The 25473-nt window shown below is 62.5% G+C and carries 26 protein-coding genes and 2 tRNA genes; 21 read left to right on the top strand and 7 right to left on the bottom strand.

Going from position 1 to position 25473, the window contains the following annotated elements; all coding sequences use genetic code 11:
* Positions 1 to 26 precede the first annotated feature (26 nt).
* On the bottom strand, positions 27 to 719 hold the full coding sequence (locus tag CXY75_RS03020; RefSeq protein ID WP_233201695.1) for a hypothetical protein: 693 nt from the start codon (positions 717 to 719) through the stop codon (positions 27 to 29).
* Between the two features lie 168 nt (positions 720 to 887).
* On the opposite strand from CXY75_RS03020, the gene recO reads away from it, so the two are divergent.
* The 16 genes from recO (at position 888) to CXY75_RS02945 (ending at position 16960) form a co-directional block, all read left to right on the top strand.
* Positions 888 to 1628, top strand: a complete 741-nt coding sequence (gene recO, locus CXY75_RS03015; RefSeq protein ID WP_104081379.1) for a DNA repair protein RecO — start codon at positions 888 to 890, stop codon at positions 1626 to 1628.
* Positions 1625 to 2443 (top strand): isoprenyl transferase, encoded by an 819-nt coding sequence (locus tag CXY75_RS03010; protein WP_233201694.1) that lies wholly within the window; start codon positions 1625 to 1627, stop codon positions 2441 to 2443. Before recO ends, CXY75_RS03010 begins: the two co-directional genes overlap by 4 nt.
* 108 nt (positions 2444 to 2551) lie before the next feature.
* Positions 2552 to 3217 carry a DsbA family protein gene (locus tag CXY75_RS03005; RefSeq protein WP_104081420.1) on the top strand — a complete coding sequence of 222 codons (666 nt, stop codon included), beginning with the start codon at positions 2552 to 2554 and terminating at the stop codon, positions 3215 to 3217.
* Complete coding sequence (locus tag CXY75_RS19675; RefSeq protein WP_158251097.1) at positions 3214 to 3360, top strand: hypothetical protein; 147 nt, start codon at positions 3214 to 3216, stop codon at positions 3358 to 3360. Before CXY75_RS03005 ends, CXY75_RS19675 begins: the two co-directional genes overlap by 4 nt.
* Positions 3361 to 3498: 138 nt before the next feature.
* Positions 3499 to 4686, top strand: a complete 1188-nt coding sequence (gene dusB / locus CXY75_RS03000) for a tRNA dihydrouridine synthase DusB (RefSeq protein WP_104081377.1) — start codon at positions 3499 to 3501, stop codon at positions 4684 to 4686.
* Positions 4679 to 5929: a deoxyguanosinetriphosphate triphosphohydrolase gene (locus CXY75_RS02995; RefSeq protein WP_104081376.1), complete on the top strand. Its 1251-nt coding sequence runs from the start codon at positions 4679 to 4681 to the stop codon at positions 5927 to 5929. Before dusB ends, CXY75_RS02995 begins: the two co-directional genes overlap by 8 nt.
* A gap of 141 nt (positions 5930 to 6070) precedes the next feature.
* Positions 6071 to 7936 (top strand): DNA primase, encoded by a 1866-nt coding sequence (gene dnaG, locus CXY75_RS02990; RefSeq protein WP_104081375.1) that lies wholly within the window; start codon positions 6071 to 6073, stop codon positions 7934 to 7936.
* Between the two features lie 196 nt (positions 7937 to 8132).
* Positions 8133 to 9764: an ABC transporter substrate-binding protein gene (locus CXY75_RS02985; RefSeq protein ID WP_104081374.1), complete on the top strand. Its 1632-nt coding sequence runs from the start codon at positions 8133 to 8135 to the stop codon at positions 9762 to 9764.
* A 113-nt stretch (positions 9765 to 9877) separates the two neighbouring features.
* On the top strand, positions 9878 to 10963 hold the full coding sequence (locus tag CXY75_RS02980) for an ABC transporter permease (RefSeq protein ID WP_104081373.1): 1086 nt from the start codon (positions 9878 to 9880) through the stop codon (positions 10961 to 10963).
* 2 nt (positions 10964 to 10965) lie between these two features.
* The gene (locus CXY75_RS02975) at positions 10966 to 12045 is read left to right on the top strand and encodes an ABC transporter permease (protein ID WP_199182343.1); all 1080 of its coding nucleotides are present in this window, start codon (positions 10966 to 10968) and stop codon (positions 12043 to 12045) included.
* Positions 12042 to 13730: an ABC transporter ATP-binding protein gene (locus CXY75_RS02970; RefSeq protein WP_104081372.1), complete on the top strand. Its 1689-nt coding sequence runs from the start codon at positions 12042 to 12044 to the stop codon at positions 13728 to 13730. The genes CXY75_RS02975 and CXY75_RS02970 overlap by 4 nt, the downstream gene beginning before the upstream one ends.
* Before the next feature lie 4 nt (positions 13731 to 13734).
* A complete protein-coding gene (locus CXY75_RS02965) occupies positions 13735 to 14622 on the top strand; it encodes an ATP-binding cassette domain-containing protein (RefSeq protein ID WP_104081371.1) in 888 nt (295 codons plus the stop codon).
* A gap of 203 nt (positions 14623 to 14825) precedes the next feature.
* Positions 14826 to 14898: transfer RNA gene (locus CXY75_RS02960), tRNA-Asn, on the top strand.
* A 108-nt stretch (positions 14899 to 15006) separates the two neighbouring features.
* Positions 15007 to 15888: a sensor histidine kinase gene (locus CXY75_RS02955; protein WP_233201693.1), complete on the top strand. Its 882-nt coding sequence runs from the start codon at positions 15007 to 15009 to the stop codon at positions 15886 to 15888.
* A 41-nt stretch (positions 15889 to 15929) separates the two neighbouring features.
* A complete protein-coding gene (locus tag CXY75_RS02950; RefSeq protein WP_104081417.1) occupies positions 15930 to 16658 on the top strand; it encodes an AzlC family ABC transporter permease in 729 nt (242 codons plus the stop codon).
* Entirely contained in the window at positions 16655 to 16960 is a 306-nt protein-coding gene (locus CXY75_RS02945; RefSeq protein WP_104081370.1) for an AzlD domain-containing protein, read from the top strand. Before CXY75_RS02950 ends, CXY75_RS02945 begins: the two co-directional genes overlap by 4 nt.
* Here the strand turns inward: CXY75_RS02945 and def are convergent, their stop codons facing one another.
* The gene (gene def, locus CXY75_RS02940; RefSeq protein WP_104081369.1) at positions 16961 to 17533 is read right to left on the bottom strand and encodes a peptide deformylase; all 573 of its coding nucleotides are present in this window, start codon (positions 17531 to 17533) and stop codon (positions 16961 to 16963) included. It abuts the gene before it with no gap.
* Between the two features lie 40 nt (positions 17534 to 17573).
* On the opposite strand from def, the gene CXY75_RS02935 reads away from it, so the two are divergent.
* The gene (locus CXY75_RS02935; RefSeq protein ID WP_104081368.1) at positions 17574 to 18488 is read left to right on the top strand and encodes a DMT family transporter; all 915 of its coding nucleotides are present in this window, start codon (positions 17574 to 17576) and stop codon (positions 18486 to 18488) included.
* Between the two features lie 154 nt (positions 18489 to 18642).
* Positions 18643 to 19914, top strand: coding sequence for a glycosyltransferase (locus CXY75_RS02930; RefSeq protein WP_369826647.1), 1272 nt, complete (start codon positions 18643 to 18645; stop codon positions 19912 to 19914).
* A 398-nt stretch (positions 19915 to 20312) separates the two neighbouring features.
* Here CXY75_RS02930 and CXY75_RS02925 read toward each other — a convergent pair.
* Positions 20313 to 20389, bottom strand: a tRNA-Ile gene (locus tag CXY75_RS02925).
* Positions 20390 to 20482: 93 nt separating this feature from the next.
* Between CXY75_RS02925 and CXY75_RS02920 the strand changes: the two genes are divergently transcribed.
* Both CXY75_RS02920 and CXY75_RS02915 read left to right on the top strand, forming a co-directional pair.
* A complete protein-coding gene (locus CXY75_RS02920; RefSeq protein ID WP_104081367.1) occupies positions 20483 to 20995 on the top strand; it encodes a hypothetical protein in 513 nt (170 codons plus the stop codon).
* 160 nt (positions 20996 to 21155) lie between these two features.
* A complete protein-coding gene (locus CXY75_RS02915) occupies positions 21156 to 21428 on the top strand; it encodes a hypothetical protein (RefSeq protein ID WP_146069346.1) in 273 nt (90 codons plus the stop codon).
* Between the two features lie 245 nt (positions 21429 to 21673).
* On the opposite strand, the gene CXY75_RS02910 is transcribed toward CXY75_RS02915, so the two are convergent.
* Positions 21674 to 22915 carry an IS30 family transposase gene (locus CXY75_RS02910; RefSeq protein WP_233201692.1) on the bottom strand — a complete coding sequence of 414 codons (1242 nt, stop codon included), beginning with the start codon at positions 22913 to 22915 and terminating at the stop codon, positions 21674 to 21676.
* Positions 22916 to 23288: 373 nt separating this feature from the next.
* A complete protein-coding gene (locus CXY75_RS19385; RefSeq protein WP_146069345.1) occupies positions 23289 to 23816 on the bottom strand; it encodes a hypothetical protein in 528 nt (175 codons plus the stop codon).
* A gap of 155 nt (positions 23817 to 23971) precedes the next feature.
* Here CXY75_RS19385 and CXY75_RS02895 point away from each other — a divergent pair, with 155 nt between their 5' ends.
* Complete coding sequence (locus CXY75_RS02895) at positions 23972 to 24574, top strand: DUF2510 domain-containing protein (RefSeq protein ID WP_104081362.1); 603 nt, start codon at positions 23972 to 23974, stop codon at positions 24572 to 24574.
* Here CXY75_RS02895 and CXY75_RS19670 read toward each other — a convergent pair.
* The gene (locus CXY75_RS19670; RefSeq protein WP_158251096.1) at positions 24571 to 24708 is read right to left on the bottom strand and encodes a hypothetical protein; all 138 of its coding nucleotides are present in this window, start codon (positions 24706 to 24708) and stop codon (positions 24571 to 24573) included. The genes CXY75_RS02895 and CXY75_RS19670 overlap by 4 nt on opposite strands.
* A 164-nt stretch (positions 24709 to 24872) precedes the next feature.
* On the bottom strand, positions 24873 to 25064 hold the full coding sequence (locus CXY75_RS19380; protein WP_146069344.1) for a hypothetical protein: 192 nt from the start codon (positions 25062 to 25064) through the stop codon (positions 24873 to 24875).
* Positions 25065 to 25473 lie beyond the last annotated feature (409 nt).

Below are 25473 nucleotides of genomic sequence, written 5' to 3'. Positions count from 1 at the left end.
CCTGGTGCGGTCAGGGAAACGGTGCGCTAGGCCAAGGCTGGTAGCTGCGCCGTGCGGTTCGATGTGCGTGCAGTGAACGATGCACTACCGAGCAGGGCGCGGGAATCTGCAATGGCATGGTCAAGCAGGGCATACAGCCGTGCATCCGGATCGGCAATGCACGCCTCGCCGATACCCTGCACGGCAACGCGAATGATCGTGTCTGCTGTGCGCGGGGTGAACTTGGTCTGCGACCAGGAGTGCACACTGTCCATGAAATCTCGTGCCCACCGTTCGGCATTGGGTGTCTGATCGAGCGCGACCCGAACTCGGGCTCGCATCTGGTCGGCCAGCTGTGTATCGAGAACGGATGCATTGCGTTCGCAGGTCAGAATCCCCACGGCCAGCGCGCGCTGGCGTTCAAAGCTGGCCACCGGAAGCGCTTCGCAGCCCGCACGCAGCGCGATCACGACTTCGACGCGCTTGTCGGAGCCGGTCAGTCCAATGACCGACGGAATCAGCAGGGCCAGCCGCGAGCGCCCGTCGTCGGAACTGCAGTCGTTGACCATGCGGGCCAGCGACGCCAGCACCGGATGGGTGCAGTCGGGGTGGTCACTCCAGGACTCGCCAGCCAGATAGGAGGCGAATTCCATGAAGCAGCCGCCGCTCTTCGGCGTGCGGTGTTTGCCACGTGACAGCACGGGCATAATGTCGGGCAGACTGCCCTGGACTGGTTTCATGAAAAACCTCCATATCACGGGGACTACGTGTCTTAAGTTTCCCCCCGTCTGCCAAGAAAGACCAGAGCCTGACTCGACTCATGACACAATTTCTGCGACCGAATGCATCCGTTTGACAAGTGCTCGAGCCGTGACCGAAGTCCGCGCGACAGAGTGGGATAATTATCTGTGCCTGTCTACCGAGATGAAGCCGTTGTGCTGCGCACCCACAAGCTGGGTGAAGCCGACCGTATCGTCACCATGCTCACCCGAGCCCACGGCAAGGTGCGCGCCGTGGCCAAGGGCGTACGGCGCACCGGCTCCAAATTCGGCGCCCGGCTCGAGCCGTTCATGGTCGCCGACGTACAGCTCTATGAGGGCCGCAGCCTCGATATCATCACCCAGGCCGAATCGCTGGGCTCCTATGGTGCCCTGATCACCGCCGACTATCCCAGCTACACCGCGGCGAGCGTCATGGTCGAAACCGCCGACAAGCTCACCGAATCCGAAGGCTCGTTGCAGCAATACCTGCTGCTGGTCGGAGCGCTTCGATCGCTGTCCCGCCAAGAACACGGCTCCCACCTCACCCTCAACTCCTATCTCTTGCGTGCCGTCTCGATGGCTGGCTGGGCGCCAAGCTTTCAGGATTGCGCCCGGTGTGGGGCCGTTGGTGAACTCGGCACAGCTGGAGCGCACAGTGCCATGGTCGTGCAGATGGGCGGCATCGTCTGCGATGCCTGCGCCCCACCCGGATCGCCCCGGCTCGACGCGGCAACGATCGGTCTGCTCAGTGCCCTACTGACCGGCGACTGGGAACACGCCGAAGCAAGCCCAGACCGCACCCAAAACCAAGCCGCCGGTGTCGTCGCCGCCTACACGCAGTGGCACCTGGGCCGCGGGCTACGCTCGCTGGAACACGTCGCCCGATGATGGCGAGTCTGTTCGGCCACAAGGGTTTCACGCACAAGGACGCTGTCGCGTTCAAACCGCTCGACTGGACCGGACTGTACCCGCCGGAGCTACCCCGCAAGGTCGTGCCGGAGCATGTCGCCGTCGTTATGGATGGCAACGGCCGCTGGGCCAACGGCCAAGGCTTCACCCGGGTGGAGGGCCACAAGGCTGGCGAGGCCGCCCTGCTCGACGTCGTGGCCGGCGCTATCCAGATCGGCGTCAAACACCTCAGCGTCTATGCCTTCTCCACCGAAAACTGGAAGCGATCGCCCGACGAGGTACGTTTTCTGATGGGCTTCAACCGTGACGTGCTGCATCGCCGCCGCGACCAGCTCAACGAGTGGGGCGTGCGGGTCAAGTGGGCGGGGCGAAAGCCCAAGCTGTGGGCATCCGTTATTAATGAGCTGCAATTTGCCGAGAAACTCACCGCCGGCAACGACGTACTCACCCTCACGATGTGCGTCAACTACGGCGGGCGCACCGAAATAGCGGATGCCGTGCGCGCGCTGGCAGAAGACGTCGCCGCCGGCAGGCTGAAGCCGTCCGGCATCACCGAAAAGGCCATCGCGAAGCAGCTGTACGTGCCCGAACTACCCGACGTTGACTTATTTGTGCGCAGCTCGGGGGAGCAGCGCACCAGCAACTTTTTGCTCTGGCAGAGTGCATACGCCGAGATGGTTTTTCTCGACACCCTGTGGCCGGACTTTACCAGGGTCGACCTCTGGCACGCGGTCGAACTGTACGCGTCTCGAAACCGGCGGTACGGCGGAGCGGTCGACACCCCAACGGCGTGAGCGGTGCCTGCGAATATTCCGGTTGGGAATACACAGCAGCGGGCATCCGTTGACCCGAGTGTGACCGATACAACTACGACCGAAGAAAACGAATCCACCACGACCGCACTGACCAGCGCCCACCCGGTCAAGGTCGATATTTGGTCCGATGTGCAGTGCCCCTGGTGCTACATCGGTAAACGCAAATTCGAAGCCGGCGCGGCCGAGTTTGCTGGAAACGTCGACGTGGAGTACCACAGTTTTGAGCTGTCGCCCGATACCCCGGTCGATTTCGACGGCACCCCGTCCGATTATTTGAGCCAGAACAAGGGTATGACGCCCGGCCAAGTGGCCGAGATGCTGGAACGTGTCACCGGTATCGCCGAGAGCGTTGGCCTGCACTACGACTACGATTCGGTGCACCAGACCAATACGGTCATTGCTCACGAGTTGCTGCACTATGCCAAGGCACACGATCGCCAGCTCGATATGAAGGAACGCCTGTTGAAGGCATACTTTGTCGATGGGCTCCATATCGGCCGCATCGAGGACCTGGCCGATCTGGCCGCGGAAATTGGTCTTGATCGTGCCGACGTCGTGCGGGCGCTGACCGCAAATGAGTTCCTGGCGGACGTCAAGGCTGATGTGGCGCTAGCCAATGAATACGGCATCCAGGGAGTTCCGTTCTTCGTTATCGAAGGCAAGTACGGCATCTCCGGCGCGCAGGATCCTGCTACTTTTACTCAGGCTCTCAACCAGATACTCACCGAACGATCAGAGGAGAAAAGCGCATGAGCGACACCAACACCACCACCATCGTCCCGCCGGTGTACACCGACGCCGCCGGTCGCCCCACTATCCAACTCATCGGGCAGACCGACGCGACCACCGACGATTCCGCGGGCGTGTCCTGCTGCGGTGGCGGTTGCTGCAGCTAATCTGAGCCCGTTTCGTCACTAACGCAGCTGCCGTGCGCCCGGGTTTCCCGGGCCGGCAGCTGCGTTTCTGCGTGGCGAGGGCATCCGTTCTGCTGACGATTCGAAGCGCCCCGCGCTTTCTGGGAGAATTGACCCACCATGACTTCACCTGTTCCCACCGTCGACCAGCTGGCACCGATCGGTCCGCACAGTATCGGCCCACTGAGTATCGGCCCACTCACGCTGGACGTGCCCGTCGTTCTCGCGCCGATGGCCGGCATTACCAATACGGCCTATCGACGCCTGTGCCGCGAATACGGGGCCGGCCTGTTCGTCAGCGAAATGATCACTTCCCGCGCACTCGTCGAGCGTAACGCTGAGACGATGCGGCTGATCACCCATCACGAGAGCGAAACCACCCGCTCCATTCAGTTGTACGGCGTTGACCCGAAAACCGTCTCCGAAGCCGTGACCATGCTCGTCGCTGAGGACCGCGCCGATCACATCGACCTCAACTTCGGCTGCCCGGTACCCAAGGTCACCCGCAAGGGCGGTGGAGCGGCCCTGCCCTGGAAGATCGGCCTGTTTCGCCAGATCGTCGAAGCGGCCGTCACCGCAGCCGGGGCGGTTCCGCTGACTGTCAAAATGCGCAAGGGCATCGACGCAGATCACCTCACCTATATCGAGGCCGGCAAGGCCGCCGCCGGCGCCGGAGTCGCCTCCATCGCCCTGCACGGACGAACGGCCGCGGAGTTCTACTCCGGCCACGCCGACTGGTCGGCCATCGAGAAGCTCAAGAACGCCATCAGCGACGTTCCGGTGCTCGGCAACGGCGACATTTGGTCAGCCGAGGACGCCCTGCGCATGGTTCGTGAAACCGGATGCGACGGTGTCGTTGTCGGGCGCGGGTGCCTGGGCCGTCCGTGGCTGTTCGGCGACCTCACCGCAGCGTTTCGCGGGCAGGAACGCAAGGCCGAACCCGGCCTCGGCCAGGTCATCAACGCCTTCCGTCGCCACGCCGAACTCCTCACCGAATACTTCGACAGCGAAGACCGCGCCTGCCGCGATATTCGCAAGCACGTCGCGTGGTATTTCAAGGGCTACCCGGTGGGCGGCGACCTGCGCGCGAGCCTGGCCATGGTGCAATCTCTCGCCCAGCTCGATGACCTGCTCGGCACCCTCGACGCCTCGCTGCCCTACCCGGGAGCCGACGTTGAAGGGCCGCGTGGCCGGGCGGGAACGCCGAAGAAACCGTCGCTGCCCGAGCACTGGCTCGAATCGCAAGATCTCATCGGCGCGCAACGACTGAATTTGACCGAGGGCGAAGGGGACACCAGCGGTGGCTAACAAAACCGGATACAGCGAGATCGACGAGGCCCGGTGGCTTCCCGAAGAACACTATTCACGGCGCAGTGACTTTGCCCGCGACCGGGCACGACTGCTGCACTCGAGCGCCCTGCGTCGCCTCGCGGCCAAGACGCAGGTGCTCAGCCCAACCGCCGGGCTTGACTTTGCCCGCAACCGGCTGACCCACTCGCTCGAGGTCGCCCAGGTCGGGCGGGAGATCGCGTCGCGGCTCAACGTCGACCCCGACATCGTGGACACCGCCTGCCTGGCGCATGACATTGGGCATCCGCCGTTTGGGCATAACGGCGAGAAGGCACTCAGCTTGTGGTCGGTAGACATTGGCGGGTTCGAGGGAAACGCGCAGACCCTGCGACTGCTCACCCGGCTGGAGCCCAAGGTGTTCGGGCCAGACGGCCACAGCTACGGTCTCAACCTCACTCGGGCGAGTCTCGACGCCAGCTGCAAGTACCCGTGGCCAGAAGGTTCATCGGTCTACGACCCAAGCGGGCGGGCCAAGTTCGGGTTCTACCAAGACGACATGGCCGCCTTCGAGTGGCTGCGGGATGGCGCGCCCGATCGTCAGCTGTGCATCGAGGCTCAGGTAATGGATCTCTCCGATGACATCGCGTACAGCGTGCACGACTTTGAAGACGCCGTCGTCAATGGCTATGTCGATGTGGCGGCCCTGAGCAGTCGCGCCAATCACGACGAGCTCCTCGCCACCATGAGCGAATGGATCGGTGACGCGACCAACGCCGACGACCTCGCGACCGCGTTCAACCGGCTCGACTCCCTTGATGTGTGGATGGATTCCTGGACCGCAGGGCGCCGTGATCAGGGCCGCCTCAAAAACCTCACCAGCCAGCTCATTGGCCGGTTCAGCAGCGCCGCCGTGCACGCCACCAAGGAGGCGTATCCGGGCGCAAACATGCTGCGCTTTGGTGCCAACGTCATCGTGCCCCGAGAGATCCAGGCCGAAATCTCGGTACTCAAGGGCATCGTCGCCGCCTTCGTGATGACCCGCAACACCCGCAAACCCATCTATGTGCAGCAACGTCAAGTGCTCACCCTGCTCGCCGATACGCTCTACCAATCCGGCGACGAACATCTCGATCCCGGTTTTCGCGAAGACTGGCAGGCCGCCGCCGATGATGCCGCCCGCAAGCGCGTTATCGTCGACCAAGTGGCCAGCCTCACCGACCAGTCAGCTCTGGCCTGGTACGAGCGCCTAGTCCAAGGCTAGCCACCCCACTCACCCGCCCCCACAAGGGACGGGGCCTGGGCCCCGTCCCCGGGCCTAGTTTATAAGCTGGGCCCGTGATCAGAACATGGGCCCGGTGCGCGCGCGACGAAGGCTGTCACACCGAGAAGATAGAATTGAGCCATGGCTGGACTGATTCGACAAAGTGACATCGAAGAGGTCAAGGCCCGAACGAACATCGCCGACATCATCGGCGACTACGTCACGCTGAAGTCCGCTGGCGTCGGCTCGATGAAGGGCCTCTGCCCCTTCCACGACGAACGCAGCCCCAGCTTTCACGTGCGACCGCAGGTCGGTTTCTACCACTGCTTCGGCTGCGGCGAGAGCGGTGACGTGTACTCGTTTCTGCAGAAGATGGACCACGTCAGCTTCAGCGAGGCCGTCGAACGGCTCGCCGGCCGGGTCGGCCTCGACCTGCACTACGAAGACGGCTCCGGCGCTGCCCCCGACCATGGCAATCGCGCCCGCTTGCTCGCGGCCAACCAGGCGGCATCCGATTTCTTCATCGAGCAGCTCGGCAGCGCTGGCGCCGAGGTTGGCCGGGCCTTCCTCGGCCAGCGCGGTTTCGACGCCGACGCGGCGACCCGGTTCGGAGTCGGCTTCGCGCCAAAAAGCTGGGACGAACTAACCAACCACCTGCGCGGTCGCGGATTCACCACCGAAGAGTTGTCCCTGTCCGGGCTGGTCTCCAGCGGTGACCGCGGCATCTACGACCGCTTCCGCGGCCGCCTGGTCTGGCCGATTCGCGACATCACCGGGCAAACGATCGGCTTCGGAGCGCGCAAGTTACTCGATGACGACAAAGGTCCGAAATACCTCAACACCCCAGAGTCGCCGGTGTATCACAAGGCGCAGGTGCTCTACGGCCTCGACCTGGCCAAACGCGACATCTCGCGCAGCCACCAGGTCGTCGTGGTCGAGGGCTACACCGACGTGATGGCGTGCCACCTGGCCGGCATCACCACGGCCGTCGCCACCTGCGGCACCTCATTCGGCGTCGACCACATCAAGGTGCTACGTCGGGTGCTGGGTGACGACTCGGGTGTCGGCGAAGTTGTCTTCACCTTCGACCCGGATGCCGCCGGCCAGAAGGCCGCCATGCGCGCCTTCAGCGAGGAGCAGCGCTTTTCTGCCCAAACCTACGTGGCCGTCGGGCCGGAGGGACTTGACCCCTGCGACCTGCGCCTGCAGCGCGGCGACGACGCCGTACGTCGGATGGTCGACTCGAAGAAGCCCATGTTCGAGTTCATGATTCGGCAAATTCTCTCCCAGTACAACCTCGACACCGTTGAGGGCCGAACGGCGGCCCTGCGCGCCGCGGCCCCCGTTGTGGGGGATATTCGCGACCCCGTGCTGCGCCCCGGCTACACCCGCGAACTGTCCCGCATGCTTGGCGTCGATATGGGCGAAGTCGCCAAGGCCGTCACGAACGCGCAGTCCGGCGCTCGCGCCTCCGCCAGCGGTGGCCCGAACGCTCCGCGTCATGCCGGCGCGGTCGACGTTCTGCCCGAACGCCCCTTCTCGCTGGTGGAACTGCCAAGCGACCCGGTCACCCGGCTCGAACGTGACGGCCTCATGGCCATGCTGCAACGGCCAACCCTGATCGGCAGGGACATTCTCGACAGCGCGGTGCAGACATCCTTTTCGAATACCTCCCTCGCGGTCGTTCGCGACGCCATCGCCGCGAGTCTCGCGCACTTCGAGGCACCGGATTGGCTGGAAAAGGTGGTCTCCGAGGTGCCGGACACCTTCAAGAACCTCGTGCAGGAACTCGCCATGGCGAACCTGCCGGAGCGCACCGAGAAAGACGTCGCGCGGTACGTGCGCGAGATCACGATTGTGCTCATCGACAAGGACCTGCTGCGACTGAAAGCCGAATTGCTCGGTCGACTACAACGAGCGGATACGAGTGACGCCGAGATGTACCGCACCCTCCAGCGCGAGCTCGTGCGGGTTGAGGCCGAGCGGCGCGCCCTCCGCGACGATTAGTGCGCGCGCAACATTTGAGCATTTTCCCGCCAAACTGCAATATTTGAGTCGTGGATTGTTGCGGATATGTAAAGAAGTTGCGTCTGATCGTGGTTACGTGCGAATTCTGTGCTAGTTCTTTTCTTACAGCAATGAATAGCTGCGCCCTTTGGGGCGCTCCTACTCATGAGATTTCTACAGGAAGAGGACGACGGATATGACATCCGCATTCACAAACGGCAAGCGCGCTCTCGCTGCCACAGCCGGCTTCGCGGTCGCGGCACTGGTTTTGTCTGGCTGCGCCTCGGGTGGCACCACCCCCGATGCCGCGGGCGGCGCGATCACCATCGGTACCACCGACAAGATCACTTCCCTCGACCCGGCTGGTTCTTACGACAATGGCTCATTCGCCGTGCAAACTCAGGTCTTTCCGTTCCTGATGAGCAGCCCGTACGGAACGTCATCCGTGGAACCCGACATCGCCACGGCAGCTGAGTTCACGTCGCCCAACGAATACACGGTAACGCTGAAGCCCGACCTTAAATGGGCAAACGGCAACGACCTCACCGCCTCCGACGTCAAATTCAGCTTCGATCGCCAGCAGACCATCGCCTCGGACACCGGACCGTCGTCTCTCCTCGGCAACCTGGAGAGCACAGATGTCGTTGATGACCTGACGGTTGTCTTCAATCTCATTAACGGCAACGACCAGATCTTTTCGCAGATCCTGTCGAGCCCTGCCGGAGTGATCGTAGACGAGGACTCGCTCTCGGCCACCGAGATCACGCCGGACGCTGACATCGTCGACGCCAATGCGTTCGCTGGTCAGTACGCACTGACGAGCTATAACTTCAACAACCTGCTCGCCTACAAGGCCTACGAGGGCTACCAGGGGCTGCTCGGACCTGCCAAGACCGACGTCATCAACGTGAAGTACTACGCAGACGCCTCCAACCTGAAGCTGGAAGTGCAGGAAGGTGGCATCGACGTCGCGTGGCGGAGCCTGTCGGCCACCGACATTGACGACCTTCGCGGCAATGACAACGTCAAGGTAGTCGACGGTCCTGGCGGCGAAACTCGCTACATCACCTTCAACTTCGACTCGCAGCCGTTCGGCGCGACCACCGCTGACGCCGACCCGGCAAAGGCACTGGCAGTGCGACAGGCCGTGGCCAACATCGTCGACCGCGCAGAGATCGCTGACCAGGTCTACAAGGGTACGTACACCCCGCTGTACTCCTTCGTTCCCGCCGGAATGTCCGGCGCGACGGAATCGCTCAAGGGCCTCTATGGCGATGGCGAGGGTGGGCCCGACATTGACAAGGCTGCAGCCCTGCTCGAAGCAGCCGGCGTTACCGAGCCGGTCGAGCTGAACCTCCAGTACAGTAACGACCACTACGGCCCCAGCTCGGGCGACGAGTACGCCCTGATCAAGGACCAGCTCGAAGCAACTGACCTGTTCACGGTCAACCTGCAGACGACCGAATGGGTGCAGTACTCCAAGGACCGCGTAGAAGACGTCTACCCGCTCTACCAGCTCGGCTGGTTCCCGGACTACTCCGACGCTGACAACTACCTGTCACCGTTCTTCAAGACCGAGAACTTTCTGGACAACCACTTTGCTGACGCCAACGTCGACGCTCAGATCGTGGAGCAGTCAGTGACCACCGATCCGGCAGCGCGCGAAGCGTTGCTCATGGAAATTCAAGACGAGGTCGCGGCCGCGCTCTCGACGCTGCCACTGCTTCAGGGTGCCCAGGTTGCCATCACCGGAACCGACATCAGCGGAACCAAAGACACCCTCGACACCTCGTTCAAGTTCCGCTACGGCGCGCTTGTCAAGGGTTAGGCATTGACGGACTAGAGTTTTCTCTAGTTTGATCACCGGGGCGTCCAGCGTTGCACCATGCTGGACGCCCCCATTTTGTTGCACTCGAATAGTCATGCAATCGTGAGGTAAAGATGAGCACTGTGGCAGTGAAGCCGCCCGTTCCGGCGCGCGCTTCGAAGAAAAAAACCGGCCAGGGTGGTGGAATCGGCCGATACCTACTTGTTCGTTTCCTGCTCATCTTCCCCACCATTTTCATTCTGGTGTCGATGGTTTTCTGGCTGATGCGCACCACGGGGGACCCGATCACCGCTGCCCTCGGTGGCCGCCTCGGACCGGATCAGCTGGCTGAACGCGTGCATGCGGCCGGCTATGACCGCCCGATTCTGGTGCAGTATTTTGAGTATCTCGGTCAGGTGTTAACCGGAAACTTCGGAACCACCATCAGCACCAATCGTCCGGTGACTGAAGTTCTTCTTACCTATGGTTCCGCCACCGCCGAACTCGTCTTTTACGCGCTGATCGTCGCCTTCATCGTCGGTATCCCGCTCGGCCTGGTCGCAGCGTACTGGCGGGACAAGGCACCGGATGCCGTCCTGCGCGTCCTTGCCATTCTCTGGTATGCCACACCGGTCTTCTTTGCCGGTCTGCTGCTCAAGCTCGTCTTCTCCGTCTGGCTTAAGGTGCTCCCCGTGGCCGGGCGTGCTACCACCGGGTCTGAGCTGCAGATGCAGTTGTTGCCGAACAAAACCGGAATTTATCTGATCGATGCTCTCCAAATCGGTGATCCGGCGGTGGTGCAGGATGTGCTCCTGCACGCCGTGCTCCCGGCACTCGCCCTCGGCCTGCTCACGGCCGGGGTGTTCCTCCGACTCGTGCGCACCAACGTTATTGGAACCCTCGGTACCGACTATGTGGATGCCGCGCGCTCGCGCGGCGTGCACGAGTTTCGGCTGGTCAGCAAGCACGCCTACCGCCCGGCACTGATCCCCATCATCACCGTCATCGGTCTGCAGATTGCTCTTCTGCTTGGTGGTGCTGTGCTGACCGAAACCGTCTTCGAGTGGAAGGGGCTCGGGTTCCAGTTGATTGAATTCATTAAGGCCAGAGACTTTGTGGCCGTGCAGGGCATTGTGGCGCTCCTCGCCGTTATCGTCGCCCTCTCCAACTTCATCGTGGACATCATCGCCGCGCTGATCGACCCGAGAGTGAGGTACTGATCATGACCGAGTTCGATTCAGCGTCTATGCATTCGCCTAAGGCTCCGCTGTGGAGCAGGCTTCCCGTTGTGCACCAACTGCGTCAAAGCGTGGGCCTGCAACGAGGGATGCTGGTGGCCGGCTTGGTCATTACGGGAATTTTCATTTTGACCGCAATTTTTGCTCCGCTGCTCGCGCCCTATGGCTACAGCCAATTGCGCGGTGACGACGGCCCGTTCGGTGCCCAACAGGAACCGGGCGGTGACCATCTGTTCGGCACGACCGCCGGTGGTTACGACGTGCTCTCGCGGGTGATCTGGGGATCGCAGACTGCGATTATTGTGATGGTTATCGCCGTCGTACTATCGATTTTCGCCGGCGTCGCGCTGGGCCTTGTTTCCGGCTACTTTGGAGGCTGGCTCGACCGGGTGCTCGTGGTCATCTGCGACGCTGTCTACGCCTTCCCGTCGCTGCTGCTGGCCATTGTGATGGGAATTGTGCTCTCTGGCGGGCAATCTAGCCTGTTTTATGGCATCCTCGCTGCGGCGATTTCGATCACCGTCGTATTCATCCCTCAGTACTTCCGCGTGATTCGTGCCGAAACGGTGCGGATCAAAGCTGAGGCCTACGTGGAGTCGGCCCGGGTGCTTGGCGCCAGCAACGGACGGATCATGTTTCGTCACGTACTGCGCAACGCCACTCGCACGCTGCCGCTCATTTTCACGCTCAATGCATCTGAGGCACTGCTCACCCTCGCCGGGCTGGGCTTCATCGGCTTCGGCATCGAACCGTCGTCGGCTGCCGAGTGGGGCTACGACCTGAACAAGGCAATCTCTGACGTCACGAGCGGAATCTGGTGGACCAGCCTGTTTCCCGGGCTCGCTATCGTGCTGGTCGTTCTCGGCGTCACCCTGGTCGGCGAGAGCCTCAACGACCTCGCCGACCCGCGCCTGCGCAGTCGACGCGCTCCGGGCAAGACCTCGGCGGCCCCGGTTGCCCCGGCCCCGGTACGCGAGCCGGCCGGACGCATCGAACCGAGTGGAATTTACGGTTCGATCAGCGCTCCGCGAGTACGACCAGACGGATTGGAATCCACCTCATGACCGACGTCGTACACATCGACAACCTCAATGTGACCTTTGCCACCGACGGCGGCGCGGTCAAAGCCGTCGACGGCGTCACGCTACGCGTCGCCCCCGGTGAAATTCTCGCCATCGTAGGGGAGAGCGGCAGCGGCAAGACCGTCACGGCCAAGACCATCCTGGGCCTGCTCCCGGAGACGGCGACCGCCCATGGCGCGGTCATCCTGAGCAGCAAAGACGGCGCAAAATCTAACGACGTGCTCTCCGTCAGCAAGCAAAAGCTGCGTCAGTTGCGGGGAACGGATGTCTCCATGGTGTTCCAGGAGCCGTCGACGGCCCTGAACCCGGTGTACACGGTCGGTTGGCAGATCGCCGAGGGCATCCGTGCCCACGGCGAGTTCAGCCGCAAAGAAGCCCGCGCCAAGGCGATTGAGATTCTCGGCCGGGTCGGCATCCCCGACCCAGAAAGCCGCGTCGATTACTACCCGCACCAGTTCTCGGGTGGTCAGAAGCAGCGCGTGGTCATTGCCATGGCGCTGGTACTGGATCCAGGCCTGATCGTCGCCGACGAGCCGACGACCGCGCTCGACGTGACCGTGCAGGCCGAGATTCTCGATCTGCTGCGGCGCTGCCGCGATGAATTCGGCACCGCTATCGTGCTGATCACCCACAACATGGGCGTTGTCGCCGACCTCGCCGATCGTGTGGTCGTCATGTACGAGGGAAAAATCGTCGAAGAAGCCCCCGCCCAGGCGCTGTTCTCGAACCCCCGGCACGACTACACCAAGCGGCTGCTCGGCTCGGTGCCGCACGTCGGTCAGGGCACGGCGCGGGCCACCGCTCGCCTCGAGGCCCGCGAGGCTAGCTGGGCAGAATCGACGCCGGTCGTTGTGGCCGACAACCTGAAGATTCAGTATCCGGGCCGCCTCGGAAAACCCGGTTTCACCGCCGTCGACGGGGTGAGTTTCGCCATCCGTCCCGGTGAGGTGCTCGGCCTGGTCGGCGAGAGCGGATCGGGCAAGACCACGATCGGTCGTGCCATGGCCGGTCTGACCCGGGTGACCGGCGGATCCCTCACCGTGCTCGGTCACGAAATGCACGGATTCAAAGAACGCACCTTTAAAAAGGTGCGCAGCGACATCGGTTTCGTCTTTCAGGACCCGGCGTCAAGCTTTAACCCGCTGCTCACGATCGCGGAGTGCGTTGCCGAACCGCTCGTCGTGCACGGTCGCGCCGCCAATGCCGGTGCCGCCCGTAAGCGCGTGAACGAACTGCTCGAGGCGGTGCAGCTGCCGCGCGCCTACGGCGATCGGTACCCGCACGAGCTCAGCGGTGGCCAACGCCAGCGTGCGAGCCTGGCCCGCGGTCTCGCCCTGGAGCCGAGCCTGTTGATCGCGGACGAGCCCACCAGCGCCCTTGACGTGTCTGTACAGGCTAAGGTGCTGGAGCTCTTCGCCGAATTGCAAGCAGAGTTCGGGTTCGCCGCCCTGTTCATCAGTCACGACCTCGCCGTGGTCGACATTCTCGCCGACCGCATTGCCGTGCTGTACAAGGGCAAGCTCGTCGAGGAAGGCACTGGGGCTGAGGTGCTCGGCGCCCCACAGGATCCATACACCCAGCGCCTGCTCGCCTCACTGCCGGTTCCCGATCCGGCCAGGCAGGCTGTGCGGAGGGACGAGCTCCGCATCTTGCGTGCGGCAGGATAGACGCATGAAACCCGGCGCGGCATCCGTTTTCCCGATTCTCACGAGCGATCTGACCATCGAATACCCCCCACACGGTGCAAGCCCGGCGTTTGTCGCGGTGCACGGGTTCACGCTGCGGCTCGCGCCGGGCGAGGTGGTGGGGCTACTCGGCGAAAGCGGTTCCGGAAAGAGCACACTGGCCCGGGTGCTGGCGGGAGACGCCTTTGTCGGCGACAGCATCGGAATTCGCCCGCAGATCACCGGGGGAGAGGCAACCGTGATGGGGTTTGCCTTGCGTCGCATCAGTAAGCGCACACTGGCGCGGCTCACGTTCGGGGTCGGCCTGCTCGCCCAGGACGCCGCCGACACGCTGCCCTCGACCATGACGGTGGCCGAGATTGTTGCCGAACCGGTGCTCGAGCGGGATCGGCGCTACAACCGCCGCGCGCTCAGCGTGCGGGTCGCGACCATGATCGACGCTGTGCGGCTGCCACTGGCCGTGCTCGGCCAATATCCCTACGAGCTCTCCAGCGGCCAGCGGCAGCGCGTCGCGCTGGCGCGAGCCCTCGTGTTCGGACCGGCCTTGTTGATCGCTGACGAGCCTACAGCGGGCGTTGATGTCATGGTACGCGACGCCGTGATCGACCTGATCCGTGAATTACAGCAGGAACGTGCGTTTTCGGCCCTCGTGATCAGCCACGATCTCGCGGTACTCAAGCGAGTGGCCAATCGCATCGGTGTCATGCACAAGGGGGTGTTGGTCGGGCTCGGAACGATCGACGAGGTCTTTCGCGACCCGTGGCACCCCTACGTCGCTGGGCTCGCCGCTGCCCTGCTGCCCGCAGCCTTGCCGCCGGCCGACGACACGGTTGTGGCCAGCGACGATGAAACGGATGCCGCGGCCGCCCTCTAACACACACGCCGGCAGCATCCGCTTAACCGTACAGAACCGACACGCCCGACCGGCCTGTCCCGCCCAACACCGCTCACCTGTTGCTGTCGGCCCACTTTTGGCGGGCTGGACGGGTTTTCCCCGGCACGAATGCTCCCATCGGAACCCGTTGTGGTTTTGGCACAGCAAAAAACCTTGGTAAAGTAACAACGCTGTTCAAGTATTCCTCGATAGCTCAATTGGCAGAGCAGCGCACTGTTAATGCGCAGGTTCTTGGTTCGAGTCCAAGTCGGGGAGCGAAAGGCCACTCAGGGCTCCACCCCGGGTGGCCTTTTTTGTCCCGTGCAGACAATAAAGTCCTTCCCAAATTTCAACGTGTGCCATGGCTTCGGCAGACAAGACGGGGTGAGCGTGGATATCTCGCAACTTCTGGTTCCAGCTCTCGGCGCCCTCGCCGGCGCCCTGCTCGTGCTGTGGATCATCTCGCTGCTTCGCGCGCGTCGAGTCATCTTCGATCGCAACTCAGCCGAGCGCGTGCGCATCGAGTTAGAACTCTCCCTGGCCGAGCAGCAGGGGCGGCTGGCCATCATTCGTGAGCTGCAAGATGGCGCTGTACTGACCATTGCCCGCCTGATCACCCGAGCCGAGGGCGCGCGATACACCGCCGAGAGCGATCCGTCCACGGCCGTGCGCGCCGCGACAGCGCTCGTCGACGACGGCCGGGTTGCCCTCGCCGACATGCGCCGGGTGCTGACGATCGTGCGGGAAGGTGAGACCGTCGGGGCCGTGCAGCCCGGCCCGCAGTCGACCCGCGCCCTGTTCCGCGTCATGCGCGATGCCGGACTGATCGTCAGTTTCAGCGAATCCGGGGAGCGTTTCGCCCTTAAACCGGGCGCCGAGCTGGCCATTTTTCGCATTCTGCAAAGCGCCCTATCGAACGCGCTCAAGCATGGTGGCCTCGGCACCGAGGCCCGGGTGTCGTTCACCTGGACCCAAGACGGCCTGCAGCTGCTCGTCGACGATGACGGCATCCGTGCTGCAGCCCGCCGCGACAGCAAAGAGACCGGCGAACCGGCCGCACGCACCCCATACACGATCGAGGACGACCTCCGGGCCCTCAGCGAAAGCATCGCCGGCCCCGGCATCACCCAAATGCGCGAGCGCGCCCAGCTCTTCGGTGGCGTATTCAATGCCGGAACCGTTCCCGGGCTCGGCTTCTCGGTATCGGCCGTGTTCCCGTCACTGCGCTTTCACAACGGCGTGCACGGCGTCGACCTGTCCCGGTGAACGCGGCACCGGGCTCACCGGCCGCCGAAACGACGCCCGATCTGGTTGACGAAACACGTCAGCAACGCCTGGCCGTTCGTGAGGGCCTCGCCGTCGGGCTCGCCACCGCCGCCTACGGAATCTCCTTCGGCGCGCTCTCGGTGGCCGCCGGACTCGATATCTGGCAAACCTGCTTCATCAGCATCGTGATGTTCTCCGGCGGTTCCCAATTTGCCCTCGTCGGCGTGCTCGCCGCCGGCGGCGTGGCAGCCGGCCCGGCCGCCATCGCCAGCGCAGCACTGCTCGGGGTGCGCAACGGCATCTATGGACTGCGCACGGCACCAATCGTCGGCAGCGGTCTGTGGCGCCGCGTTGCCGCCGCTTGGATCACCATCGACGAATCGACCGCGGTCGCCCTGGCCCAGCCGACGCCGCGCAGCCGCACAGTGGGCTTCTGGGTCACCGGCCTGGCCGTTTTCATCGGTTGGAACATCACCACGCTGCTCGGCGCGCTCATTGGCGACGCCGTCGGCGACACTCGGGCCTACGGCCTTGACGCGGCCGCAGCGGCGGCCTTCGTCGGCCTGCTCTGGCCTCGCTTAAAGCGGATGCAGGCGGTCGCGGTAGCGGTCGCCGCCGCGGTCGTCGCCGCGACGCTGACCCCCGTGCTCATGCCGGGGCTGCCCGTGCTGGTCGCCGCCCTCGTGGCCGTCGTGGTCGGCCTGTTCAACTGGCTGGGCGCGCCGACCGTGCCGGGCAGGGCATCCCTTCGACACGTACCGCGCCCATGACGACCTGGCAGATCATTATTGCGGCGTCGATTGCCGTGCTGGCGCTCAAGCTGGCCGGTTATCTCGTGCCGCCGGCGCTTCTGCAAAAACCCACACCCGCCCGCATCGCCGACCTGCTAACCGTCGCTCTGCTCGCCGCGCTGATCGCCGTGCAGACACTCGGCAGCGGTCAGGCCCTGGCGATCGACGCTCGCATTCCGGCCGTGATCGTGGCGGCCGGACTGTTTGCGATCAAGACGCCATTCATCGTCGTCGTGATTGTGGCTGCCCTGGTTGCCGCCGGGCTGCGCGCACTGACCTAGTTAGGCCTCCAGGTCATCGACGCCCGGCGTCCAGGTCAGCCCGGGAACGCCCCAGCTCTTCTTGCGCTCGACCTTGGCCGCCATCTTGCGGTAGACATGCTCGAGGCGGTCAACGTAGAGCGTGCCGTCGAGGTGGTCGTACTCATGCTGAAAAATTCGGGCGAGCCAGCCATCCGCTCGAATTTCAAACGGATGCTGCTCCACATCGACGGCGCGCAAAATGGCTGACTGCGCCCGCTTCAGCGGGAAACGCTCGCCCGGAAAAGACAGGCAGCCCTCGTCTTCATCGACATCCTCGTCGTCGACGGGTTCGGCGGAGACGGGCGTGATCCACAGTTCGGGATTGATCGCGACGCCACGCCATGACACCTCGTCGTCGTCCTGATAGCTGTAGGTGAAGATTCGCAAGCCCACACCCACCTGCGTGGCGGCCAGACCAACTCCCGGCGCAGCATCCATCGTCTCGAACATGTCTCGCACCAATTCGCGCAAATCATCGTTGAAATCGACGACGGGAGCGGCGGGGGAGTGGAGAACGGGGTCACCTGAAATTACTATCGCGCGTACGGGCATTTCTCCAGAATATCGGCAAGGTAGTAGGTAGGGTCATGAAGTGACCTCCGACCTAACCGATTTGGCGACAGAAATTGCCATTGACCCGCGGCAGGCTATCGGAATACCACTCGCCTTGGTCGGTGCCGTCTTTCTCTCGCTCGGCGCCCAATTTCAGCATCGCGGGGTCACCAAGGTAGAGGCGCGCACCGCAGAAGTCACCGGCGGGCTCAACGTTCGCCAGCTCACCCTGTTGCTCGCGCGGCCGTCCTGGGTGTTCGGCTCGCTCATGCTGGGGCTCGCCATCGTCTTCCAGCTCACCAGCCTGGCCTTTGCACCCATCATCGTCGTGCAGCCGCTCGGGGCGGTAGCGCTCGTTCTGACAGCCGTGCTGAACGCCCGAGTGAGCAAGGTCACACTCAACAGGGCCAGCATCATCGCGATTTCCATGTGCGTTGGCGGTGTCGGTCTGTTCGTGACCGTGGCAGCATTCACCGCCGTCGACAAGCCGGTCACCGACCACAACCTGATCACCATCCTGATCGTGCTCGCGGCCGTACTGCTGGCTTTCGCACTCGCCTTCGGCTTTCTGCGGCGCCGCTCGCAGGCCATCTTCTATATTCTCGGGGCCGGCGTGCTGTACGGGTTCGTCGCAACGCTTGCCAAGGTCGTCATCAACCGCATACAAAACGGCAATTTCGAGTGGCTGACCCTGACCTGCGTGCTGGGTTTGCTGCTCGCGGCCGCGCTCGGCGCCTATTTCGTGCAAAACGCTTACGCCTCTGGCCCGCCCGATCTCGTCATTGCCGGGCTGACCGTCGTCGACCCTCTTGTTGCCGTCGGCATTGGAATCGTCGTGCTCGGTGAGGCCAGTCAGGCGCCACCGCTGGCAGCGGTCGCCTTCATCGTTGCTGGGGCGATCGCTATTTGGGGTGTGTTTCTGCTCGCGCGCTATCATCCCCAGTTGGACCGCTGAAAGATGAAGAATTTTGGCGTCTCACGGTGCGGGACACCGAAGGAGTGTCCCGGTTTAGAATAGGGTTCGAGAGCGCTGCGTCGTTATGGCCAGCGCGCCCGAGATTTCCTGCCGGACGATGAGCCCCGGCCCAACAACGTAGGGATCACTCCACTTGTCAGATTCGACCGACTTGCAGAGCAGCCCGACCCCGGGAGATGCGCCTGAGCGCGCGGCGAGCTCGAAACCTCGGATTCGGGTGCTCATTGCCGCCGATACCTTCGCACCCGACGTGAATGGTGCCGCGCGTTTTGCCGAGCGACTGGCCGCTGGACTGGTGGCCCGCGGCCACGAGGTGCAGATCATGGCTCCGGCCGCATCGCGCAAACACGGTAGCTTTACCGAGACGCACGAGGGCCAGTCGATGGTGGTGCATCGCCTGCACAGCTGGCGCTGGTATCCGCACGATTGGTTGCGATTTGCGCTGCCGTGGTTGGTTCGCGGCGAGAGCCGGCGCATTCTGGATTCGTTCCGCCCCGACGTTGTGCATTTTCAATCGCACATCAACGTCGGGCGTGGCGTGTCGATTGAGGCGGCGAAGCGTGGCATTCGTCTAATCGGCACGAACCATTTCATGCCCGAGAACATGGTGAAGTTTTCCCTGGTACCGGTCGGCCTGCAAGATCGCGTGATCAAGGCGGCCTGGCGCGCCGCCCGGCGCACCTTTGGTCGCGCTGCCGCCGTCACCACGCCGACGCGCCGCGCCGCACAATTCCTGGAGAAATACACCGGTCTCACCGGCGTGCATGCCATCTCCTGCGGCATCGACGCCGACAATTACGCTCCGAATTTTGAGCCACGCACCGAGAACCGAATCTTGTTTGTAGGACGGGTGACTGGCGAAAAGCAGATCGACGTGCTGCTGCAGGCCGCGGCTTTGCTGTCGCCCGACCTGGACGCTCGGGTTGAGATTGTTGGCGGGGGCGATCAGAAACGCAATCTGGAGCACCTAGCCGACACCCTGGGTATCACCTCGCGGGTCACCTTCACCGGTTATGTAACGGATGATCAGCTGCGCGCGGCCTACTCGCGGGCCACCGTCTTCGCGATGCCGTCGATCGCCGAGCTGCAGAGCATCGCCACAATGGAGGCCATGGCCTCCGGGCTGCCGATCGTCGCCGCCAACGCCATGGCGCTGCCGCACCTCGTGCACGACCACGCGAACGGATACCTGTTTAAGCCCAGCGACGCGCAAGATCTCGCCGACAAACTCACTCTCGTGCTCGCCTCGACGCCGGAGAACCTCAAGGCGCAGAAGCGCGAGTCGCTCAAGCTCATCGGGGCGCACGACATCAAGCGAACGCTGAACACATTCGAATGCCTGTATCGTGGGGAGCCGGTGGGCGATCTGGTCACCAACGAGGCCTCGGCACACCTGCCCGAGTAGTCACGTATGTCTGGCGCGACGTTCTCGTTGTGCCATTTTGGGGCGGTAGCTCAGCTGGTTAGAGCAGCGGACTCATAATCCGTCGGCATTATGGTATTTATTGCAGAAAAACAGCCTTTGACCAGTACTTTTAGGAAAGCACGCAAAATCCCAGCTACCTATCTAGCTACCTATCGCTGAGACAAGACAGCTCGAACGCCCTTTTTCGACGCTGTCAATCGCACACAGACACGGTGATTTGGCAGGCGGATATCAGCCGAGTTTTGCGCGTACCGGAGTCAAGAGTTTGCGCACAAAAGTGCCGGTGACGTTGCATGACGGGACGATCCAGTCCCGAGGTCGCATCACCGGCAGATAATTCGCGCGGGAGCCCTCAGAGGCGGCTGTGAGAAGTGCAATGGTAGGGGCGCCGGGACTTGAACCCGGGACCGATGGATTATGAGTCCATTGCTCTAACCAGCTGAGCTACACCCCCACACCATGCCTACTTAGCGTACCGGTTGCGCTGTGATTCACAGACCGGATCAACCAGCGACTCTGCGGCCGGAACGCCGTGCATAGTCTCTGTATGCCCATAGATCACCCATTCATTGATCCCGAGAACGACGACCCTTGGGCGTCCGAAGTCGCAGCTGTCTTCTGGGTAACGGGCGAACTTCTTGGTGGCGCCCTCATGCTCGTACCGAGCACAGACGGGGTGATCGCTGCCTGCGTCCCCGGCTATGACGTACTCATGCCTTCCCACGCCCGACATCAAGCCCGCCTAGCTTTCGCGCTACAGACTGCCGAGGAAGTTCAAGCAGAATTCATCAACGATCAGGAGGCCGAGAAAGGGGATTGGCTACTGGCGAATCAGCCTGAACACATCCGCCGGATGCTCGCAGCCAGCAAGGGTGGTCCGCCGCCCGGATTTCATTTCATCTGGCCGAGCAATCAGCCGCGGCTCGCGCTCATGCACAGCCAGCTCCATGCGAGCCAAATTCCAACCGGGAACGTGTGGCTCATCGACGCGAGCTCGAGTCGAACACTGGCCGACTCACTGCAAGTGGCTGCTTTGATTCAGTGGGGAGCGTTGCAGTGATGCTGTGGGCGGAGAGTAACAACGGCTATGCGGTTTTAGCTGAGACCTTCGATGACATTTTGGGTGCTCTTTACCCGGACGACTTTTCTTGCTGGGAGATGCCGGGCCCCAGCTGACCGCGCTGGCGTTGAAGGCAGCCAACGCGACGCAGGGATTAGAGATGCTGGCATTGGTCGACAAGGGCTTGTTCGACCCAGATGAGGAGGATGAAGACACCCTCACAGCCATCTTCGCAAGCCGCGAACGGCCGGCGTCGGAGATCGTTTGGAGCTGGGAACGAGAGTTCCCGTTGATTTTAGCGAGTGATTCCTTTGCTCTTCGGGGGTGGCCGGTTCCGGTTCTGAAGAACGTTGTTGTGGTTAATTCGGCGACGGCGGAAACACTGGTGGAATCGCTGGTTGAGCTGGGGGTTATGCGGGCTGGTCGGATATAGGGCGCTGATGCTGGGCCCCTGTTGGAGGCGCAAGTCGGGTTGCATGGCCGCCAGAATGCTTCGGGCTGGCAGACTGGAGACTCGTAGCGCCAAGTAAGGCTGCTGACAATAGATCCAAGGGGCACCCAGTACATGGCATTGATCGGCACCACACCACAGCATCTGACCCAGCAGCAGCTCGAATCAGCACTGTGGACTGCGGCAAATGCACTACGGGGACCGGTGGACCCGGGGGACGGCAGTTTCTAGGGGTCGTTGCGAGTCGTGTGTGCCTTAGTTCTGTGTCCTAATCGTCTCATGGCCTGATGGGGTGTGCGGTCTTTGAGGCAGGCTCTGGGTCGACCGTTAAGTTCGTCGGCCACAGCGTTGAGGTGATCTTGGTCCCACTGGCTGAGGTCAGTCCCCTTCGGGAAATATTGGCGCAGGAGCCCATTGGTGTTTTCATTAGTCCCTCGCTGCCACGGCGAGTGCGGGTCGGCAAAGTAAATACGAAGCCCAGTCTTCGTCTCGATGCGCTTGTGATGGAACATTTCGTTGCCTTGATCCCATGTCAGCGTGCGCCGGAGCGACGATGGCAGGCTCGAGAACGCACCAATGAGTGCGTCACCGACGGTTTGTGCGCTGTGGTCGCTCTGGAGGAAGACGAGGATCGTCATGCGAGTCTTGCGTTCCTCGAGCGTGGCAATTGCTGAGCCGTTACTGGAGCCCAAAATAAGGTCTCCTTCCCAATGCCCGGCTTGGAGCCGGGATTCGACGTGTGGTGGGCGTTCGTGGATGGAGCACATTACGGTCGACTGCTTCATTGAACCGTCTTTGGATCTGCCGCGCCCGCGACGGTGCCGGTACGTGCGTCCCGTGCGCAGGTTCGCCGGGGTGGCCACGACGATCAGCCCGCGATAAACACCGTCGTAGATCGTCTCAGGACAGACGTGCCAGGTGAGTTTGTTCGGATAGCGTCGTCTCAGCCATCTGCTGATCTGGCCCGGCGACCATCGCTTCGCAAGTTTCGCCGCGACGATGCTTCGAAGAGCTGGGACCTCCTCGAAGACGCGGATCGTCGGCCGCTTGCGCTGCACATGGGCCCGGTTGTGGGCGAACCATGGCTGGTAGGTGCCGTCCGCCTTGCGGTTGCGTGCAATCTCTCGATAGACGCTCTGGAAGCTTTTCCCAATCCGGACAGCGATCCCTTTCACGGCCTCGCCTGCAGCGAGGCCGTCTCCGATTTCGATTCGATCGTCCTGAGAGAAATAGCGAGAACTAATGGGAACGCGTTCGACGACAGTCATACTGCCAGCATCGATGAACCACAACGATCCGCAACTGAGCGACACTCCGACCTGTCGGGCCGCCTCAGACCCCGACAGGCCCTGTCGAATCAATACGAAGTAACGACGGTTAACCGCTGCCGGCATCTTGTTCGGTGCAAATCTGACCATTGGTTTCTCCCTGCTCGGGATTCGCAACGACCAGTAGAAACTGCCCACCATTGGTGTGCGGCTGCTGGCCAGGACTGATGTTTTTGCTTAGATAAATGCCATGACCGCGGCAAAGATCCCGACGGCAGCGATGACCGCGGTCACGAGTGCGATCTGGTGAAATGCCGAAACTCCCGATTTTTCAAACCTGCTCGTGGTACCCCATGCGAACTAAGGTTCACCAAAGGCTCGGGGGCCAGCGCTTGGGCCGGTAGCGGAGGTGGGTGCTGTCACTTTTCGATTGCGGTGGGATGTAAACGGGCGGCCTGCTGCCGTGTGCATTGTGATCTGTGTTCGTTGGAGCATTCATTCCTCTATTTCTGGCATCCGTAGAATGCCCGGTTCTTGTGGTGCCCGGCGACTGAACAGCCTCCGGGTGTTGCGGTTACTGCCCGGTGAAAAAACTGCCGATCCAGTTGAGGGCGTACCAGCCGACGGCGATGACCGCGCAGAATTTTAGGACATCCCAGACCATGCCTTGCATTGAGCCAGTTTCATCAGCCAGCCGTTGTGTGAAGGAAGCCGGTGTGGTGTTCTCGTTAACGATGCCGGCGTAGGCGATCTGGCGGCCACCGGAGCGGATCGTGACGGTTCGCCAGCGGGGGAGTACCGACCACGCGTAGGCCTCGAGATCGGTGCCTTCGATGATGGAGAGATTCTCTGCGAGCGAGAGGTAGTCCAAATGACAGGACCCCTGTCGCTGCGCACGGCGGAGCATTTCTCGTTCCAAATGGGGCCGTTCATACAGCTCAGCTGCGAAGCCCGGTTCACAACCGAGGAGCAATTGCCGGTATGTGGTCGCACAAGCGGGCGCAACGGTCAGCCGGGTTTTATCCGGACTGAGCTCAAGCTGAAGATCAATATTTTCGCTTACGTAATCATGGGTACCTACAAACCGCGGGTGCTGGGACATTTTTGATGCTCGCTCTCCTCTAAATTGGCGACGGCCGAGTGGCTACCGCTCTACTAGGAACATGCGGCGGAAGCTTGGAGGCCGGCGCATACTCACCCCCAAGCTGGGGCAATCCGGTAGCGTGTCCCTGTTGAGTGGTGGTCCATGCTGGGAAGATGACCGCAAATCGTCCCTCCTCCGGCTGGTATCCCGACCCGCGATCTTCCGGCGCCGAGCGCTATTGGGACGGATCGGTCTGGACTGCCTATGCACGGCCATCCGGAAGCAATGCGGTCCCGGACGGCATGCCGGTTCCGCAACCGGCACCCGCACCGGCGCCTCCCAAGAAACCGATGCTCGGGTGCTTCGGCCTGACCGTCGCGGTCTTAGCAGTCGTAATCGGGATTGTTCTCGTGGTCCAGATTGCCGGCTCCGCGAACAGATCGTCAGACAGCAATGCGACATCGGACCAGTCATCCGAGCCAGCCCTACGAGCAACGTATTTCGTAGAGGGAACAGCAACCTCGGCCAGCATCACCGCCAGCCGAGTATCCGGGACGGAGCAGAACACTGTCATGATCCCGATGCGCAACAGCGACGGCGAATTGGGACTAGCCCACACCTCCGAGCCGGGCGCATCTCTCTACATAGCCGCGCAGAACCGGGGCGAGACCGGCGCGGTCACCTGTCGAATTGAGCTGGACGGCGTTGTGGTCTCAGAGAACACCTCGAGCGGCGGCTACACAATCGCGACTTGCTCGTATGGAGTGCCGTATTAGGCGCGTACGTGGTCGAGGATGGTGCTGATCGCGAAATGAATCGGCCACCAGATGAAGATGGTCGTGAAGGTGAGGAGCGAGATCACTTGGTCAAGCACGGGTGCGGTGATGAGATTGCCGATTACAGATTCCATCTTTGCCTCTTTCATAGTTAGCTGGCGATCTTGCCTGCTACCTATAAAAATGCGGCGAAAACTGCCTTTGCGACAAACGCGGTTTGGGGCCGGCTGTAGCCCCTCCAAGCAGTCAGCCGCACACCCCGTCCAGCTGCTGCAACTGGCGCAGATACCCCGTCAGATCAGCCCCCAGCGGCAACCAACCGCGATTCTGTGGCCTTAGCTCTCATATAGGCGGCCTGTGCATCAAACATCGCACGCTCGGCTTGTTTGTGATGGGCAAAGGAGCCCGAGTACATGCCGCCGGCCAGTTTTCGGGATCGTTTCTCGGCCCGAAGACCCTCCAAAACGGCCATTGCTTCTGCGGAATTCATCTCAATTCTCCCTCTCAGTTACAGCCCCTATGCCCGGCAGAACCGCACAGCTGGGCTCTTCGTTGCGAATGCGACCCGTCGCCGGTTAGCTGGGTTCGGTGAATGGGTCCATGTCGTAGTCGTACTGGTCGTAGAAAGCGATCTGGGCGGCGGTTGCTGTGGTGATTTGGGCGCGGTTCGACATGGTGGCCTTTCGGTTGGGATATGGGAAGCGGCGCGCTTCCTTGAGTGGATAGATGCGTCGGCGATGCGCGTCCCCGGTGTATTGGGCTGACAAACTGTGGCCGCTCGAGCCCTGCTGAGGCTTCCGCGCCGCTGCGCGCTTGTTGAACGTCTCGCGGGGTGACGATGTGGGCGTCTTCCCCGGTGACGATGGGTTTTAGCGCGGTCGGATTTGGTGTCTGGTCGT

It is taken from the genome of Cryobacterium sp. Y11, from assembly GCF_002929535.1.
Lineage (GTDB): Bacteria > Actinomycetota > Actinomycetes > Actinomycetales > Microbacteriaceae > Cryobacterium.
This window is presented reverse-complemented; position numbering and strand designations above follow the sequence as displayed.